The sequence below is a fragment of the Pseudomonas sp. 1121_17 genome, from assembly GCF_052850745.1.
In genome coordinates, this window is sequence record NZ_VXCX01000008.1 from 168,082 (window position 1) to 184,675 (window position 16,594).

General features: G+C 63.4%; 13 protein-coding genes. 4 read left to right on the forward strand and 9 right to left on the reverse strand.

From position 1 onward, the window contains the following. Nucleotides 1–93: 93 nt before the first annotated feature. The 8 genes from FW789_RS16220 to FW789_RS16255 all read right to left on the reverse strand — a co-directional run bounded on the left by FW789_RS16220 (nt 94) and on the right by FW789_RS16255 (nt 10,379). Nucleotides 94–1,455 (reverse strand): DUF3426 domain-containing protein, encoded by a 1,362-nt coding sequence (locus FW789_RS16220; RefSeq protein ID WP_207073777.1) that lies wholly within the window; start codon nt 1,453–1,455, stop codon nt 94–96. 28 nt (nt 1,456–1,483) lie between these two features. Then, nucleotides 1,484–2,377, reverse strand: coding sequence for a 50S ribosomal protein L11 methyltransferase (gene prmA, locus FW789_RS16225; RefSeq protein ID WP_103435904.1), 894 nt, complete (start codon nt 2,375–2,377; stop codon nt 1,484–1,486). Between the two features lie 165 nt (nt 2,378–2,542). Continuing rightward, nucleotides 2,543–3,898 carry an acetyl-CoA carboxylase biotin carboxylase subunit gene (gene accC, locus FW789_RS16230; RefSeq protein WP_186700589.1) on the reverse strand — a complete coding sequence of 452 codons (1,356 nt, stop codon included), beginning with the start codon at nt 3,896–3,898 and terminating at the stop codon, nt 2,543–2,545. 17 nt (nt 3,899–3,915) lie between these two features. After that, on the reverse strand, nt 3,916–4,374 hold the full coding sequence (gene accB / locus FW789_RS16235) for an acetyl-CoA carboxylase biotin carboxyl carrier protein (RefSeq protein ID WP_103435906.1): 459 nt from the start codon (nt 4,372–4,374) through the stop codon (nt 3,916–3,918). Nucleotides 4,375–4,473: 99 nt separating this feature from the next. Next, nucleotides 4,474–4,926: a type II 3-dehydroquinate dehydratase gene (aroQ, locus tag FW789_RS16240; protein WP_103435907.1), complete on the reverse strand. Its 453-nt coding sequence runs from the start codon at nt 4,924–4,926 to the stop codon at nt 4,474–4,476. Nucleotides 4,927–5,104: 178 nt separating this feature from the next. Continuing rightward, a complete protein-coding gene (locus tag FW789_RS16245; protein WP_186700587.1) occupies nt 5,105–6,874 on the reverse strand; it encodes a protein-disulfide reductase DsbD in 1,770 nt (589 codons plus the stop codon). Nucleotides 6,875–6,948: 74 nt separating this feature from the next. Next, nucleotides 6,949–8,910, reverse strand: a complete 1,962-nt coding sequence (locus FW789_RS16250; protein ID WP_446431751.1) for a methyl-accepting chemotaxis protein — start codon at nt 8,908–8,910, stop codon at nt 6,949–6,951. A gap of 131 nt (nt 8,911–9,041) precedes the next feature. Then, nucleotides 9,042–10,379 carry a GGDEF domain-containing response regulator gene (locus FW789_RS16255; RefSeq protein ID WP_186700584.1) on the reverse strand — a complete coding sequence of 446 codons (1,338 nt, stop codon included), beginning with the start codon at nt 10,377–10,379 and terminating at the stop codon, nt 9,042–9,044. A gap of 245 nt (nt 10,380–10,624) precedes the next feature. Here FW789_RS16255 and FW789_RS16260 point away from each other — a divergent pair, with 245 nt between their 5' ends. The 4 genes from FW789_RS16260 (at nt 10,625) to speA (ending at nt 14,881) form a co-directional block, all read left to right on the forward strand. Next, a complete protein-coding gene (locus tag FW789_RS16260) occupies nt 10,625–11,692 on the forward strand; it encodes a DUF2333 family protein (RefSeq protein WP_103435911.1) in 1,068 nt (355 codons plus the stop codon). 2 nt (nt 11,693–11,694) lie between these two features. Beyond that, nucleotides 11,695–12,231: an NUDIX hydrolase gene (locus FW789_RS16265; RefSeq protein WP_103435912.1), complete on the forward strand. Its 537-nt coding sequence runs from the start codon at nt 11,695–11,697 to the stop codon at nt 12,229–12,231. Between the two features lie 213 nt (nt 12,232–12,444). Further along, nucleotides 12,445–12,816 carry a translation initiation factor Sui1 gene (locus tag FW789_RS16270; protein WP_101316096.1) on the forward strand — a complete coding sequence of 124 codons (372 nt, stop codon included), beginning with the start codon at nt 12,445–12,447 and terminating at the stop codon, nt 12,814–12,816. Between the two features lie 151 nt (nt 12,817–12,967). Further along, on the forward strand, nt 12,968–14,881 hold the full coding sequence (gene speA / locus FW789_RS16275; protein ID WP_101316098.1) for an arginine decarboxylase: 1,914 nt from the start codon (nt 12,968–12,970) through the stop codon (nt 14,879–14,881). 208 nt (nt 14,882–15,089) lie between these two features. Here the strand turns inward: speA and FW789_RS16280 are convergent, their stop codons facing one another. Then, complete coding sequence (locus tag FW789_RS16280) at nt 15,090–16,427, reverse strand: MATE family efflux transporter (RefSeq protein WP_186700581.1); 1,338 nt, start codon at nt 16,425–16,427, stop codon at nt 15,090–15,092. Between the last annotated feature and the right edge of the window lie 167 nt (nt 16,428–16,594).

Genomic DNA, 16,594 nt, shown 5'->3' on the forward strand with positions numbered 1-16,594 from the left:
TCAATTTGGATAAAATCTGAACAGCTGCGGCCTTATGCCTAGCAGTTCTGGACAAGCTGCAGGCGCCGGTAAACCGGCGTCTGCAGGCAATTGTCACTCCGGCGAGCGGAAGCTCAGGCTGTAGTTGACGGCCTTGGGGCCCGGGTCAAGGATATCCAGGGCGATATGGATAGGCGTCTGGCTGGGCATTTCGCCGCGCCCGGCCAATTCACCGGAGAGGTACTCGCTGGGTTTGAAACGACGACTGGCAATCGACTGGCCGTTGAGGTCGGCAAAGCGCAGTTCCAGCAATGGGAACGGTTGGGCAAACGGCGCGCGGTTGTAGATGATCGCGTCGACGATCAGGGCGCCCTTGAAGTCCGGATGGCTGCGCACCACCAGGTTGCTGCTCTTGATCCGGGCAATGTCGACCCGGGTCGGCACCTTGCAGCCCAGCGTCGGGCACAGTTGCTGGAACCACGGCCGGTACTGGTCCTGGCGGGCCATTTCGTCGAAGTGGAACCACACGTACTGAAAGGCCAGCAAGCCGGCGGCAAGCAGGGTCAGCGTGCCCCACAGCAAGCGCTTGCCCCAGTTGACCTGGGGTTTTTGCCAGTCCAGCTGGAGCGGGTCGTCGACCACATCGATCAGCGGCTCCTTGCGTCGGTTGGCGCGGCTGTTCAGGCCCGGTTCGATACGCTCATCGAGCGGCTGCTCAAGTTCATCGTCGTGGGCGTCCAGCGCTGACAGGTTTTCCTTGCGGCGGCCATCATCGAGCGCCGACAGGCCGCTTACAACAGTGTCATGGCCGTCGTCGGCGGCCAGAGACTCGCGGCTCAGCGCTTCGGCTGCGGTCAACGGCGCGCCCAGCGTGGGCTGCTGGCGGCTGGGTTGATCGTCCGGGTCAAGCACCAGGCCAATGCTTGGCTCGGTGCGCTCGCGGGGCGATGGCTCGTGCTCAAAGGCTTCCTGCTCAAACAGCTCTTGCTCAAGCGCTTCGGGCTCGATCAGCGGCGGCTCGAGGACCAGCGGTGAAGGCTCGCTCAGAGGCTCATCGGTGGCGTTACCGAACGGGCGGCCGACGTCTTCGTCCGGGTCGTGCACCTCGCGCACTGCCTGCAGGGCATCGCTGCGCGCCTCGCTGTGGCCTTCGCTGGCCCGATCGCGACGCTCCAGATTGGCTAATGCCTGGTCCAGGTCGATTTCGTCAAAGGCCTGAGCGCTGGCCTGCCAGTCGTCCTGGCTCGGCGCCGGCCCAGCAGGCGCTGGTGCTTCGACCGGGGTAGCCAGCTCCGGCTGCGCAGGCGCCGTCTCGGCAGTGGCTACGCGGTTTTGCTCGAGCAGTTGCTTGGCGGCGTTGAACACTTGCAGACACTGGCCGCAGCGAACCACCCCGCGGGCCACGCTCAATTGATGATGCGTGACGCGAAAGCTGGTCTGGCAATGCGGGCACTGGGTGACGAAACTGTCGGTCATGCGGCGATCCGGGGGGCTGTGCAGGTGATTATTTCAGGCCTGCCGAGCGACGGCGGCCACTGATGCGAACCCAGCCGTCGCGGACGACGATCGGGTCCAGGTCAAAGTCTGCAGCATACGCGGCGGCGACTTCTTCACCCTGTTCGGCGAGGATTCCCGACAACGCCAGCAGGCCGCCCGGTCGTACCAGACCCGACAACTGCGGCGCCAGCGAGACCAGTGGCCCAGCCAGAATGTTGGCCACCAGCACGTCGGCCTGCATCGCCGGCATGTCTTCAGGCAGGTACAGCGGAAAGCGCTCGGCTTCGATACCGTTGCGTCCGGCGTTGTCGCGCGAAGCTTCAAGCGCCTGCACATCGATATCGGTACCGACCGCTTCGCGCGCGCCCAGCAGCAGCGCAGCGATGGCCAGAATGCCCGAGCCACAGCCGAAGTCCAGTACCTGCACGTCAGCCAGTTGCTGGCCGTCGAGCCACTCCAGGCACAGCGCGGTAGTCGGGTGGGTGCCGGTGCCGAACGCCAGGCCCGGGTCGAGCAGCAGGTTGACTGCTTCCGGCTCAGGGGCTGCGTGCCAGCTTGGCACGATCCACAGACGCTGGCCAAAACGCATGGGCTGGAAGTTGTCCATCCAGCTGCGTTCCCAGTCCTGGTCTTCGATGACTTCAGCCTGATGCTCGGGCAGCTCGGCGTTGGTCAGCAGGCGCAGGTGAGCGAATACCTGCTCAGGCTCGGCGTCGGCTTCGAACAGGGCCAGCAGGTGGGTGTGCGACCACAGCGGCGTGGTGTTGAGGTCCGGCTCGAAGATCGGCTGGTCTTCGGCGTCCATGAAGGTTACCGAGACAGCGCCTACTTCGAGCAGGGCATCTTCGTAGGTTTCGGCTTGTTCCGGGCTGATGGCCAGACGTACTTGCAGCCAGGGCATGGCGGGTACCTTAAAAAATCCGTGGGGGCAGCGACTGCGCTGCGCAAAGTAGGGCAGTTTACTTCAGTGTGTGCGGTTTGTGCGCGTGGAGAGGCAAGCGAGGTACGAGCGGCAATAAAAAACCCCGGCACAGGGCCGGGGTTTGTTCAGCGCATCACTTCAAGATCAATCCTGGTTGGCCAGTTTGTGCTCGAGGTAATGGATGTTGACGCCACCTTTGCAGAAACCTTCATCACGCACCAGGTCGCGGTGCAGCGGGATGTTGGTCTTGATACCGTCGACCACGATTTCGTCGAGGGCATTGCGCATGCGCGCCATGGCTTCGTCGCGATCCTTGCCGTAGGTGATCAGCTTGCCGATCAGCGAGTCATAGTTCGGCGGAACCGAATAGCCGCTGTACAGGTGCGAATCGACCCGCACGCCATTGCCGCCTGGGGCATGGAAGTGCTTGACGGTGCCTGGGCTCGGGATGAACTTGCGCGGGTCTTCAGCGTTGATCCGGCATTCCAGCGAGTGGCCGCGGATCACCACGTCATCCTGAGTGAACGACAGCTTGTTGCCAGCGGCAATGCTGAGCATCTCCTTGACGATGTCGATACCAGTGACCATTTCCGAAACCGGGTGCTCGACCTGAACACGGGTGTTCATTTCGATGAAGTAGAAGCGGCCGTTCTCGTAGAGGAACTCGAACGTCCCGGCACCACGGTAACCGATGTCGATGCACGCCTTGACACAGCGGGCGAAGACTTCCTGACGCGCTTGCTCGTCGATGCCCGGAGCCGGTGCTTCTTCGAGAACCTTCTGGTGACGGCGCTGCAGCGAGCAGTCACGGTCGCCGAGATGGATTGCCTGGCCCTGGCCGTCGGACAGCACCTGGACTTCCACGTGACGTGGGTTGGTCAGGAACTTCTCGAGGTAGACCATCGGGTTGCCGAACGCAGCACCGGCTTCGGTACGGGTCAGCTTGGCCGAAGCGATCAGGTCTTCTTCCTTGTGCACCACGCGCATGCCGCGACCACCGCCGCCGCCAGCGGCTTTGATGATCACCGGGTAGCCGACTTCACGGCCGATGCGCAGGGCTTCTTCTTCGTCTTCCGGCAGTGGGCCGTCGGAGCCTGGTACGGTCGGTACGCCAGCTTCGATCATGGCTGCCTTGGCCGAAACCTTGTCGCCCATCAGGCGAATGGTGTCGGCTTTCGGGCCGATAAAGGCAAAGCCGGACTTCTCGACCTGCTCGGCGAAGTCAGCGTTCTCGGCGAGGAAGCCGTAGCCTGGGTGGATGGCGGTAGCGCCAGTCACTTCGGCGGCAGCGATGATCGCCGGGATGTGCAGGTAGGAATCCTTGGACGACGCAGGACCGATGCAGACCGATTCGTCCGCCAGACCCAGGTGCATCAGCTCACGGTCAGCCGTGGAATGCACAGCGACGGTCTTGATGCCGAGCTCTTTGCAGGCCCGCAGGATACGCAGGGCGATTTCGCCACGGTTGGCGATCAGGACTTTTTCCAGCTTCGCAGACATCGTTGGCTCTCCGAGGATCAAACGACGGTGAACAGCGGCTGGTCGAATTCAACCGGCTGACCGTCTTCCACCAGGATGGCGTCGATGACACCGCCGATTTCGGCTTCGATGTGGTTCATCATCTTCATCGCTTCGACGATGCACAGGGTGTCGCCTTTCTTGATGCTCTGCCCGACTTCAGCGAAGTTCGGCGAGGTCGGCGATGGCTTGCGGTAGAAGGTGCCGACCATTGGCGAACGGACCACGGTGCCTTTGAGCACTGGCGCGGCGTCGGCAGCAGGGGCGGCAGCGGCAACCGGAGCAGGCGCAGCTACTGGAGCGGCGGCCATCGGTTGTGGCGCGAAGTACTGCTGAGCAGCTGGGGTCTTGCTGTGACGGCTGATGCGAACGGACTCTTCGCCTTCCTTGATCTCCAGTTCGTCGATGCCGGACTCTTCCAGCAGTTCGATCAGCTTTTTGACTTTACGGATATCCATTAATCAGCAACTCCCAAGGTTCGGTCGGGGACGTAAATTGAAAACGTGTCGAAAACGTTTCTCTATGACCTCGGCCCGGAGGGCCGAGGCCTTGTTTCATCAGGGCTGTGCGCTTGCAGCCAGCTGTTCCAGAGCAGCTTCCAGGGCCAGTCGATAACCGCTGGCGCCGAGACCGCAGATCACCCCTACCGCAACGTCGGAGAAGTAGGAGTGATGCCGGAACGGTTCACGCTTGTGCACGTTGGACAGGTGCACTTCGATGAATGGGATGCTCACCGCCAGCAATGCGTCACGTAATGCGACGCTGGTGTGGGTGAAAGCAGCCGGATTGATCAGGATGAAATCGACGCCTTCGTTGCGCGCGGCGTGAATCCGATCGATCAGCTCATACTCGGCATTGCTCTGCAGGTACTGCAGATGGTGGCCTGCGGCACGGGCACGCTGCTCCAGATCCTGGTTGATCTGGGCGAGGGTGGCGGCACCGTAATGACCCGGCTCGCGGGTACCGAGCAGGTTGAGGTTGGGGCCGTGCAGCACCAGTAGGGTAGCCATCTGCGGGTTCCTTGGTCTTGTAGGGCAATACGACATGCGCGGCGACTATGCCGCAAAGCGAGTAGGTGTGTCCAGTTCCCGGCAATAGCCAGCACGTTGCCCGAGATTCGCGCAAAGTATGTGACCAGATGTTTAAATTTGGTCACCGCAGGCTGCGCACAGCGCAGTCAGCAGGAAGTTATAGCCCGAGTTGGCCGCGTACGCGGGTGAGGATCTGTGCAAAATCGCCGGCGTTTATTTCACCAACCACACGATCGCTGCTCATTTCGCTGCCGTTTGCGGCAAAGAACAGCAGTGCCGGCGGGCCGAACAAGCGATAGCGGTCGAGCAGGCTGCGTTGCTCGACATTGCTTTCGGTGATGTCGAAACGCAGCAGCTTGAAGGCGCCCAACTGCGCCTGCACCTGCGGTGCGCTGAGCACCTCATGTTCTATCACCTTGCAGCTGATGCACCAGTCGGCGTACCAGTCGAGCAGCACCGGTTGGCCGGCGGCCGAGGCGGCCGCCAGGGCTGCGTCGAGCGCCGCCGGAGTGGTGATGGTCTGCCAGGCGTCGGCGCTGACTGCGCCTGCAGCAGCGGCTGGAGCCGCGCTGGGCAGTGGCCGCAATGGGTCACCCTGACCGCTGAGGGCGCCGTACCAGCACGCCAGGGCGTACACCAGCAAGGCTAGGCCGGCCAATTGCGCGAGGCGCTCGCGTGGCGTTTTCACCACCAGCTCAAGGGCGCCGAGGAACAGCGCTACGCCCGCCGCCAGCAGGCCGATCAAGAGCAAGGTCAGCGGCCCGGGCAAAACTCGGCTGAGCAGGCCGATAGCCAGACCCAGCAACAGCACGCCGATGGCATTCTTGACGGTGTTCAGCCACGGCCCACTCTTCGGCAGCCAGGCCGCGCCGCCGGTGCCGATCAGCAGCAATGGCGCGCCCATGCCCAGGCCCAGGGCGAACAGTTTCAGCGCGCCGCCCAAAGCGTCACCACTGGCGCTGATGTACAGCAGGGCGCCGGCCAGCGGCGCCGACACACAGGGTGAAACCAGCAGGCTGGAGAGCACGCCGAGCACCGCGGCACCGAGCAGCGAGCCGCCCTGGGTGCGATTGGCCACGCGGTCCAGGCGATTGCTCAGGGCTTGCGGTAGCTTCAGCTCGAACAGGCCGAACATGGCCAGGGCAAACAGCACGAAGAACAGCGCAAACGGCACCAGCACCCAGGCCGATTGCAGCCGCGCCTGCAGGTTCAGCCCCGCGCCAAACACGCCCATCAGCGCGCCGAGGGTGGCGAAGCACACCGCCATCGGCAGCACATAGGCCAGCGACAGGCTGAAACCACGCCAGCCGCCGACCTGACCGCGCAAGACCACACCCGACAGGATCGGCAGCATCGGCAGTACGCAGGGGGTGAAGGTCAGGCCGACACCGGCGAGGAAGAACAGCAGCAACGCTTGCCAGTCCCAGCCGGGCGCGCTGCTTGGCGAGCTGGCTGTACCAGCCGCATCGATGGCAATCCTTGCGGTTTCCGGCGGATAGCACAGGCCTTTGTCGGCACAGCCCTGGTAGCCCACCAGCAGGGTAAAGCCGCGGCTGTCAGCGGCAGGTCGCGGCACGACGATATCGAGCACGCCGTGATACACCTCGACATCACCAAAAAACTCGTCGTGCTTGGCCTCGCCGGGCGGAATCTGCGCCGTGCCCAGAGCTACATCGGCAGGCTCGCTGCGGAACTGGAAGCGGTGGCGATAGAGGTAGTAACCGTCGCTGGCGACGAAACGCAGGGTGATGTTCTGCGCATCACTGCTGACCAGGCTCAACTTGAACGCTTCATGCACCGGCAGGAAGTCGCTGTTGTTACTCAGGGCAGAGGCACCGAGCGTGGCACTGGGGCGGTTGTCGAGCAGGCCAGCGGCGAAAGCCGGGCTGGCCAGCAGCAGAAACAGCAGGAAAAACAGGCGGCGCATGGCGGACTCGCGAGGTCGAACGTGGGCGCATGATAGCGGACTTGGCGGGCATTGGGGGCGGCCGCCCGGCCTGCTCAGAGGCGGAATGCAGCCACTGCAGTGTTCAGCTCACCGCCCAGCTTGAGCAATTGCTCGCCTTGTTCACGGCCTTCGCCGATGCGCTGCAGGTTGTCTTCGCCAAGTTGGTGAATGCGCTCGCTGTGGTCGCGGATGTCGCTCACGGCGCCGGTTTGTTGCGCCGTCACATCGGCGATACGCCCAGCGGTGTCGGCGATGGTGCGGATTGCCGTGACGATTTCATCCAGAGCGCCATCTGCCGTCTGCGCCTGGCTGGCAGTGGCCTCGGCATGCTCGAGCTGGGTGCGCATGCCATTCACCGAGTCGCGCGCGGCCAGTTGCAGGCGGTCGATCAGTGCCTGGATTTCGCCGGTAGCGCCAGTTGTGCGTTGCGCCAGCGAGCGCACCTCATCGGCGACCACGGCAAAGCCGCGGCCCATCTCGCCGGCGCGAGCCGCTTCGATTGCGGCGTTGAGCGCCAGCAGGTTGGTCTGTTCGGCAATCGAGCGAATCACCGTGAGCACACCGCCGATGGTCGCCGACTCGTGTGCCAGTTGTTCGATCATCTGCGCATTGCCCTGGACTTCATCAACCAGCGTACGCAGCCCAGACAGGCTCTGGCCGATCACCCGCTGACCGTGCTCGACGGCACTGCCGGCCTCGCGACTGGCCTGGGCCGCAGCGCTGGCATCGCCCGCCACTTGCTGAATGGTCGCTTCCAGCTCGCCCAGGGCATCGCGGATCTGCGCCGTGTCACCGGCCTGGCGTTCGGCGCCTTGGTGCAGGCCGCTGCTCATGCCGGCCAGAGCATGACTGCTGCCGGCAACCTGCTCGGCGTTGGCGCGCAAGGTCGCCACAAGTTGCACCAGATACTGGCGCAGGTGGTTGAGCGAATCTTCGATGTCGTGCAGTTCGCGGTTGGTCTTGCCCAAGGAAATGGGCTGGGCAAAATCGCCCTCGGCCCAGCGTGACAGTGCTGGTGCAAGGCTGCCGAGGGTTCCCGCCAGGCGCCGCTGGAGGCTGTCGATGAGCAGCGCGATGAACAGAATCAAGACGATCATCACGCCCTGAATGATGCGCACCTCGGCGGCGATGCTGGCGTGTTGCGCGCGTACCTGCGGCTCCAGCCCGGCAAGCACTTGCTGCACCGCCTCGAGCCGCTCGCGGGTGCTGTTGGCCAGGGTTGCGCGCTGATCGATCTGTTCGCGGGTGCGCTGCAGTTCGGCGCGATAGCGGCTGAGCAGGCTCTGCAGATCGCGCTTGAGGGCCACGGCGACGTCTTCGCGCTGCTCGCTAGCCTGGCTTTGCAGCCCCATCAGCGCGGCGAAGTCGTCAGCGCCGGACTCGGCCGCGCGGGTCACGCCCAGTAGCGGCAATGCTGCAATCTGCTCGGCCTGAACACGTACCTGCTGCAATTCGCGTTCGACTTCTTCAGCCAGCTCGGCGCGACCACTGCTGACCAGCTTGTCGCGGGCCAGCGATAAACGGCCCAAATGCATCGCTGCGTCCAGCAAGGGCGCCAGGTAGCGCTGGGCCTGCTCGCTGGTGCTACCTTGGGCGTAGCCAGCCAGCTGTTCGAGAGTGCCGCCCAGTTCGCGCTCGGCCTGCAGCAGCAAGGCTTGCGGATCACCCGCCAGCTTGCCGGCGGCCAGTAGCTGATTGCCGGTGAATGCCTGCAACTCGGCGAGGCTGGGGCGCAGTTGCTCGGCCAGAGCTCCGGGCCAGTCAGCAAGCGCTGCCTGCAACTGCTGGTTGCCCTGCACAGCGGCGGCGTGGCGTACGGCGTCGCCGCTGGCCAGGTAGGCCTGGGTATCGCGCTCGATATGGTTCTGAAACTGCTGCGACAAGCCCAGATAGCGTTCCATCAGCAGATAGGGACGCTCCAGCGCTCGTTGTGACCACCACAGGGTTGCGCCCAGGGCAATGCACACGGCAACGAGCAACAGGGTGTTGCAATTGGTCAACCACTTCAGGCGCATGGCGCAGGCTTCCGGCAGCGTGGAGAGAGGTAGGTGCCTGAAGTTATTGCGATTTCATGACGGGGTGATGACGGAGGAGGGTGCTGCGCTGGAGAATTGTGGCCTTTTGCCTTGATCGGGCCTGGCGCCGTTTACGCGGGGTCTACCCGCACCACGCAGTTGCGCCCGGCATGCTTGGCCCGGTACAGCGCTTCGTCAGCGGCACTGGCCATGCTCAGGGCATCGTGCGCTTGATCCAACTGCACCACGCCGGCGCTGAAGGTGCAGTGCAGGTCGTGGGGTTGGGCGGGATAGATGATCTCGGCAAAGCGCCGGCGGATCTCGTCGAGCACCTTGTAGGCCGCGCTCAGCGGCGTATTGGGCAGCACAATGGCGAATTCCTCACCGCCGTAACGGCCGATGTAATCGGTCTTGCGCAGGCGTTGCTTGAGGAACAATGCCAGGCTCTTGATCACCCGGTCGCCCATGGGGTGGCCGTGGCGGTCGTTGATCTTCTTGAAGTGGTCGATGTCGAGCATGGCAAAGCTCAGCGGCTGCTGTTCGCGGCGGGCGCGCAAGCGGCAGTCTTCCAGCAATTGCAGGATATGCGTGTGGTTGTACAGACCGGTCAGGCTGTCGCGGACCATCCTCGCCTTGAGATGACGCGCGCGCACGGCGCGGTTGCGTACCGTGGTCAGCAGCTGGCGTGAACGCACCGGCTTGGTCAGAAAATCATCACCGCCTTCGCTCATGGCATCGAGCTGCTTGTTCAGGTCGTCCTCGGCCGACAGGTAGATGATCGGCACGCTGACATAGCGGTCATTGTGGCGGATCACCTTGGCCAGCTCCGGCCCGGTACAGTCGGGCATATAGAGGTCGAGGATGATCAGGTCGGGCTGGAAGTCAGCCAGCTCGGCCATGGCGCGGATCGGCTCGGTCAGGCTGCGAGTGATCATCCCGGCGCTGTTGAGCACGCGCTCGGTATGCAGTGCCTGGGTGCGCGAGTCATCGATGATCAGTACTCGAAATGGGTCGTACTGAGTGGCGTTGGTCAGCATCTCGACCTTTTCCAGCAGGCTCGATGCTTCCAGCGTACCGGTCATGAACGCCTGGCCACCGGCGCGCACGGCGGCCAGGCGCGTCGGCGTGTCGGTTTCGTGCAGGCTGAAGAACAGCAGCGGCACAGCCTGATCCAGCCCCAGCTGGGCCTGCGCCGCCAGCAGCAGGCCACAGCCCGGGCCGCTGAAGTCGACGTCCATGACTATCGCCGCCGGCAAGCGCTCGCGCATCGCCGCGCAGAACACCTCGGCAGTGGCCAGTGCGTGCACCCCCAGGCCAAAGAATTCCAGCTGCTGCGCCAGGCGTTCGGCGCGGTCATGATCCTGCAGCAGGATATACACCGGTTTGCGCAACGGCGGCAGCGGCACGTCGTCGACGTAATCGCTGCTGCGCTTGGCGCGCTCTTGGCTGGGCTGTGGTGACTGGATCATGGCTGACTACTTATTATGGGGGAATGCAGCTTCGATGATGGCTGTATGCTAGCACCACTTCTGCAAGCTGCGCGTGTACCAGGTCAACATTGCGTCTGGTCCTGTTATTCAGTTGCCGACCACCCGGTCGCTTATGCGCAAGCCGGTGTCTGCTTTATAGTGGGTCGATGTGGGCTTGCCGTGGCACCCTGGCCGTAGCCTGAGGTCCAAGCTCTGAACCGTCGTGACTGATTAAGGACAATGCCATGCTGGACTGGAAAAACCGTGAGGCCACTGCCGAGCCTCGTGAGCGGCCCGACTCCCGTCGCGCCGCCGCCCGTAGCTACCTTGGCGGCCTCTGGAGCCGCGCTCTTGGGGTTGTGATCGGGCTGTACCTGCTGGTCTGTATCGGCCTTGGCTGGTACTGGAGCCAGGAGCCTGACCTGTTCCCGGTGCAGCAGAATGCCCAGGCCAGCGCCGAGCGCAGCGGGCAGAAGATGGTCATTGGTTACACCACCGTCGAGACGCTGAAAACCGTTGCCGCCACCCTGCTCGACAAGCCGGGCGGTTATATTTCCAACGACCGCTTCCCGCCTGGGCTATGGATGGACAACATGCCGAGCTGGGAATATGGCGTGCTAGTGCAGGTGCGCGACTTGTCGCGGGCACTGCGCAAGGACTTCGCCCGTTCGCAGTCGCAGTCGACCGAAGACGCCGACCTGGCCAAGGCCGAGCCGCGCTTCAACTTCGACAACAAGAGCTGGATTCTGCCTTCGAGCGAGTCCGAGTTCTCTGAAGGCATCAAGTCGCTCGAGCGTTATCAGACGCGTCTGGCCGCAGGCGACAAGGGCGCGATCTTCTATACCCGTGCCGATAACCTGAACAACTGGCTGGGTGACGTAGCCACCCGTCTGGGTTCGCTGTCGCAGCGGCTGTCGGCCAGTGTCGGCCGGGTCAAGCTGAACAGCACCTTGAAGACTGAAACCGTGGTGGCTGGCCAGGTGCCGCAGCTTGATGAAGAGCTGGTGGAAACACCATGGATGCAGATCGACAACGTCTTCTATGAAGCACGCGGTCAGGCCTGGGCGCTGTCGCACCTGTTGCGCGCCATTGAAGTGGACTTCGCCGACGTCCTGGCCAAAAAGAACGCCACGGTTAGCGTGCGCCAGATCATTCGTGAGCTGGAAGCTTCGCAGGAAGCGCTGTGGAGCCCAATGGTGCTCAACGGTAGCGGCTTCGGCATGTGGGCCAACCACTCGCTGGTGATGGCCAACTACATCTCCCGCGCCAACGCCGCAGTGATCGACCTGCGTCAGCTGCTGTCGCAAGGCTGAGCATGACCATCACCCCAGCCGAGGCTGCCCACCGGGCGGCCTCGGACCTCGAACTGATCGCCTGGGTCGACGAGCATGATCAACTGCTCGGCGCCATGCCGCGTGCACAGCTGCGTGAGGCAGGGCTGATTGGCCGCTGCACATTCATTCTGCTGTTCAACAGCGCCGGCTTGCTCTGCATCAACCGCCGCTCCCTGAGCAAGGCGGTCTACCCGGGGTACTGGGACGTGGCCGCTGGCGGCATGGTGGCGACCGATGAGAGCTATGCCGAATCGGCGGCTCGCGAGCTGGCCGAGGAACTCGGGGTGACCGGCGTCGGGCTGCGCTTTCATGAGCGGTTCTATTTTGACCAGCCGGGCAATCGGCTCTGGTGCGGCGTGTTTTCGGCGGTCTGGGACGGGCCGCTAAGCTTGCAGCCGGAGGAGGTCAGCGAGGCGCGCTTCGTCAGCCTGGCGCAGGTCGACGATGAGCGTCAGCGTTTGCCTTATTGCCCGGATTCGCTGGTTGCGCTGCAGCGCTATCAGGCAGGCTTGAGCTAGTCTGCGGCCAGGAGTCTGCGTCAGGTCGTAAAACCTGCGCAAAATGGCGCAATCCAGTACTTAGCAAGCGGCGCAATTATCGTTACACTGCGCGCCCTTTTCGGGCTGTCGCAGCTTTTGCGTCAGTAGCGCCGCCCCTGCCAGAGTGGGGCTTCGCGGTCGGCTCCAGGCAACGGAATCGACCAGTTTTTGTCCTCAGCAAGAGGAACAAAAGTGGCCAAGAAAGCTTCTTCCTTTTCCGCCTTGAGCGGTCTCGTTTATTCCACCGATGCCGGTCGGCACTGCCCCGACTGTGGCCAGCCGGCGGATGCCTGTATCTGCAAGCAGCAAGCCATCCCCGAAGGTGACGGTATTGCCCGTGTGCGCCGCGAAAGCAAAGGCCGCGGCGGCAAGACGGTGACCACCATCAGCGGTGTGCCGTTGGCGCTCGAACCCTTGAAAGAGCTGGCTGCCAGCCTCAAGCGGCGTTGTGGCACCGGTGGCGCCTTGAAAGACGGCGTTATCGAGATCCAGGGCGACCACGTCGAGCTGTTGCTGGCAGAGCTGACCAAGCAAGGCTTCAAGGCGAAAAAGTCCGGTGGTTGAATCACCAGGCGATTTTTTCCGCCGAGCTTTCTAAACTCGATTCCGTAACCAGGGTCTACCCCTGGCATGGACGAATCGTCATTTTTCGCTTTTACACTGCCGTCGCCTTGTCGCCAAGGCAGTGTCTTCGACTTATCTACAGGGGACTTGAATGTCCGTACGACGCACACGCAAAGACGATGGTAGCCAGTGGACCGTGGCCGACAGCCGCAGTGTTTATGGCATCCGCCATTGGGGCGCTGGTTATTTCGCCATCAATGAAGCCGGGCGCGTCGAAGTGCGCCCCAACGGCCCCGACAGTGCCCCCATCGACCTCTTCGAACAGGTTGACGAGCTGCGCCAGAGTGGCCTTTCGCTGCCATTGCTGGTGCGTTTCCCGGACATCCTGCAAGACCGCGTCCGCCAGTTGACCGGCGCTTTCGACGCCAACATCGCGCGCCTGGAATACCAGAGCGAGTACACCGCTCTGTACCCGATCAAGGTCAACCAGCAGGAAGCGGTTGTCGAGAACATCATCGCCACCCAGAACGTATCGATCGGCCTTGAAGCCGGCTCCAAGCCAGAGCTGCTGGCGGTGCTGGCGCTGGCGCCGAAGGGCGGCACCATCGTCTGCAACGGCTACAAGGACCGTGAGTTCATCCGCCTCGCGCTGATGGGCCAGAAGCTTGGTCATAACGTATTCATCGTTATCGAAAAGGAGTCCGAGGTCGCGCTGGTGATCGAAGAGGCTGCCGAGCTCAAGGTCAAGCCACAGGTCGGCTTGCGCGTACGCCTGTCGTCGCTGGCATCGAGCAAGTGGGCCGACACCGGCGGTGAGAAGTCCAAGTTCGGTCTGTCGGCGGCGCAGTTGCTGTCAGTGGTCGAGCGCTTCCGCGCTGCCGGACTGGATCAGGGCATCCGCCTGCTGCACTTCCATATGGGTTCGCAGATCGCCAACCTGGCCGACTACCAGCATGGCTTCAAGGAAGCGATCCGTTATTACGGCGAGCTGCGTTCACTGGGCTTGCCGGTCGACCATATCGACGTTGGCGGTGGCCTTGGGGTCGACTACGACGGCACCCACTCGCGCAATGCCAGCTCGATCAACTATGACATCGACGACTACGCCGCCGTCGTGGTGGGAATGCTCAAGGAGTTCTGCGATGCGCAGGGCCTGCCGCATCCGCACATCTTTTCCGAAAGCGGCCGTGCCCTGACCGCGCACCACGCGATGCTGGTGGTGCAGGTGACCGACGTCGAGAAGCACAACGACGAAGTGCCGACCATCGACAACAAGGAAGCCCTGCCCGAGACCGTGCAATGGCTGGTCGACCTGCTCGGCCCAACCGATATCGAGATGGTCACCGAGACCTACTGGCGTGCCACCCACTACATGGGTGACGTGGCGGCGCAGTATGCCGACGGTAAACTCACCCTGTCGGAAAAGGCCCTCGCCGAGCAGTGCTACTTCGCCGTGTGCCGCCGCTTGCACAACTCGCTCAAGGCCCGTCAGCGCTCGCACCGCCAGGTGCTCGACGAACTTAACGACAAGCTCGCCGACAAGTACATCTGCAACTTCTCGGTGTTCCAGAGCCTGCCGGATACCTGGGCGATTGGCCAGGTACTGCCGATCCTGCCGCTGCACCGCCTGGACGAAGAGCCGCTGCGCCGCGCCGTGCTGCAGGACCTGACCTGCGACTCGGACGGCAAGATCAACCAGTACGTCGACGAGCAAAGCATCGAAACCAGCCTGCCGGTGCATGGTATCAACGAGGGTGAGGACTACCTGCTGGGGATCTTCCTGGTCGGTGCCTATCAGGAAATCCTCGGTGACATGCACAACCTGTTCGGTGACACCGACTCGGTGAACATCTACCAGAACGCCGACGGCAGCGCCTACCACGCCGGTATCGAGACCCATGACACCATCGAAGACATGCTGCGCTACGTGCACTTGTCGCCGGAGGAGTTGATGACTCACTACCGCGACAAGGTCGCCAGCGCCAAGATCACCGCCCGCGAACGCACCCAGTACCTGGATGCGCTGCGGTTGGGCTTGACCCGGTCTTCGTACCTGTCGTCGTGATGTACAAAAGGGGCTGCTAGCAGCCTTTGCTGCACCTGAGACTTTGGGGGCGCTCCGCGACCCTTCGCGGGCAAGCCCGCTCCCACAGGTGACCCCTGTGGGAGCGGGTTCACCCGCGAAGGGCCGCAGAGCGGCCCCAGCTTTACTCGGCCAGCGCCCCAGTGGATATGGCCATCCTCGAACTGGCCGTTGAAAAGATCGCCCTAAATCACCCCAACCACCGCCCCTCTCGCTGCATCCGCCAGCCAACCCACCCCAGCGTCACCCCGCGCAACGCCATGAACCCAAGAAACGCCAGCCATAACCCATGATTGCCATACCCGCTGGCCATCCACGCCAACGGCGCCGCCAGCAGCAAGCTCAGCAGCATCGCATTGCGCATCTCACGCGCGCGGGTCGCGCCGATGAACAGGCCGTCGAGCAAGTAGCTCCACACGGCAATCAGCGGCAGCACTGCCAGGTACGGCAGGTACGGATAGGCCGCCTCGCGTACGCTGGCGATGTCGGTTTGCAGGTTGATGAACAAGTGCCCGCCGAGCAGAAACACCCCGGCAAAACCAATACTGACAAGCAGTGACCAGCCACCGGCGACCACCAGCGAGCGGCGCAGGGTCTGCCGGTCGCGGGCGCCGATGGCGTGACCGCACAGCGCTTCAACCGCATGGGCCAGGCCGTCGAGGGCATAGGCAGTCAGCAACAGGCCATTGAGCAGCAGGGCATTGGCCGCCACCGTCGCTTCACCGAGGCGTGCGCCTTGCACCGTAAGCAGCAGGAATACCAACTGCAACGCCAGGCTGCGCAGGAAGATATCGCGGTTGACCGACAGCAGCGGCCGCCAGGCCTGCCAGCGGCGCAGTGCCGCCCAGGCGAGCTGCCCAGGATAGCGGCGTAACGCCGGTCGGGTCAGAGCCAGGCCGAGCAGGGCGGCGCTCCATTCGGAAATCACCGAAGCCCGCGCCGAGCCAATCACGCCCCAGTCCAGGCCCAGCACGAACCACAGATTGAGCACGATGTTGAGCAGGTTGGTGGTCAGCAGGATCGCCAACGGCGCGCGCGCGTTCTGCGTGCCGAGAAACCAGCCGACCAGGGCGTAACTGGCCAAGGCTGCCGGCAAGCCGAGCAATCGAGTGTGGAAGAAATCTTCGGTGGATTGATGCAGCGCCGCACTTGGGTTGATTACCTGCAACGCCAGTTGGCTGAAGGGCAGTGCCAACACCCCGATCAGCGCGGCAAAACCCAGCGCCAGCAGCAATCCCTGCACCAGCACTTGGCGTAGCGCCGCGCCATCGTTGCGCCCGGCGGCCTGGGCGGCGAAGCCCGTGGAGCCCATGCGCAGGAAGCCCATCAAACCCACCATGAAGGTGAACAAGGTCGCGCCCACGGCCACCGCGCCGAGCTGATGCGCATGCGGCAGGTGGCCAATCACCGTGCTGTCGACCAATGCAACCAACGGCACCGAGATGTTTGAGAGGATCATCGGTGCGGCCAGCGCCCAGACCTTGCGGTGGGTCAGGCGGTGGCGCCAGTCGGCGGACAGCGGGGGCATACGGACTCCTGTTGCGATCAAAGCTGAGATTGGCGGGGCGCCGCCGAGGCTATTCTAGCGAGCTGCCCGGCCGCCCGTGCGAACAAGCTCGCAGTTACCACGCGACAGCAGGTAAGCCGCTGGCCGTTGCGCTATAGTTGCAGCCCTCAAGAACACGCTGCCCAAGA

What these genes read in the sequence shown, in the direction of transcription:
- FW789_RS16220 (WP_207073777.1), bottom strand. Translation starts at nt 1,455, where the DNA reads ATGACCGACAGTTTCGTCACCCAGTGCCCGCATTGCCAGACCAGCTTT.
- prmA (WP_103435904.1), bottom strand. Translation starts at nt 2,377, where the DNA reads ATGCCCTGGCTGCAAGTACGTCTGGCCATCAGCCCGGAACAAGCCGAA.
- accC (WP_186700589.1), bottom strand. Translation starts at nt 3,898, where the DNA reads ATGTCTGCGAAGCTGGAAAAAGTCCTGATCGCCAACCGTGGCGAAATC.
- accB (WP_103435906.1), bottom strand. Translation starts at nt 4,374, where the DNA reads ATGGATATCCGTAAAGTCAAAAAGCTGATCGAACTGCTGGAAGAGTCC.
- aroQ (WP_103435907.1), bottom strand. Translation starts at nt 4,926, where the DNA reads ATGGCTACCCTACTGGTGCTGCACGGCCCCAACCTCAACCTGCTCGGT.
- FW789_RS16245 (WP_186700587.1), bottom strand. Translation starts at nt 6,874, where the DNA reads ATGCGCCGCCTGTTTTTCCTGCTGTTTCTGCTGCTGGCCAGCCCGGCT.
- FW789_RS16250 (WP_446431751.1), bottom strand. Translation starts at nt 8,910, where the DNA reads ATGCGCCTGAAGTGGTTGACCAATTGCAACACCCTGTTGCTCGTTGCC.
- FW789_RS16255 (WP_186700584.1), bottom strand. Translation starts at nt 10,379, where the DNA reads ATGATCCAGTCACCACAGCCCAGCCAAGAGCGCGCCAAGCGCAGCAGC.
- FW789_RS16260 (WP_103435911.1), top strand. Translation starts at nt 10,625, where the DNA reads ATGCTGGACTGGAAAAACCGTGAGGCCACTGCCGAGCCTCGTGAGCGG.
- FW789_RS16265 (WP_103435912.1), top strand. Translation starts at nt 11,695, where the DNA reads ATGACCATCACCCCAGCCGAGGCTGCCCACCGGGCGGCCTCGGACCTC.
- speA (WP_101316098.1), top strand. Translation starts at nt 12,968, where the DNA reads ATGTCCGTACGACGCACACGCAAAGACGATGGTAGCCAGTGGACCGTG.
- FW789_RS16280 (WP_186700581.1), bottom strand. Translation starts at nt 16,427, where the DNA reads ATGCCCCCGCTGTCCGCCGACTGGCGCCACCGCCTGACCCACCGCAAG.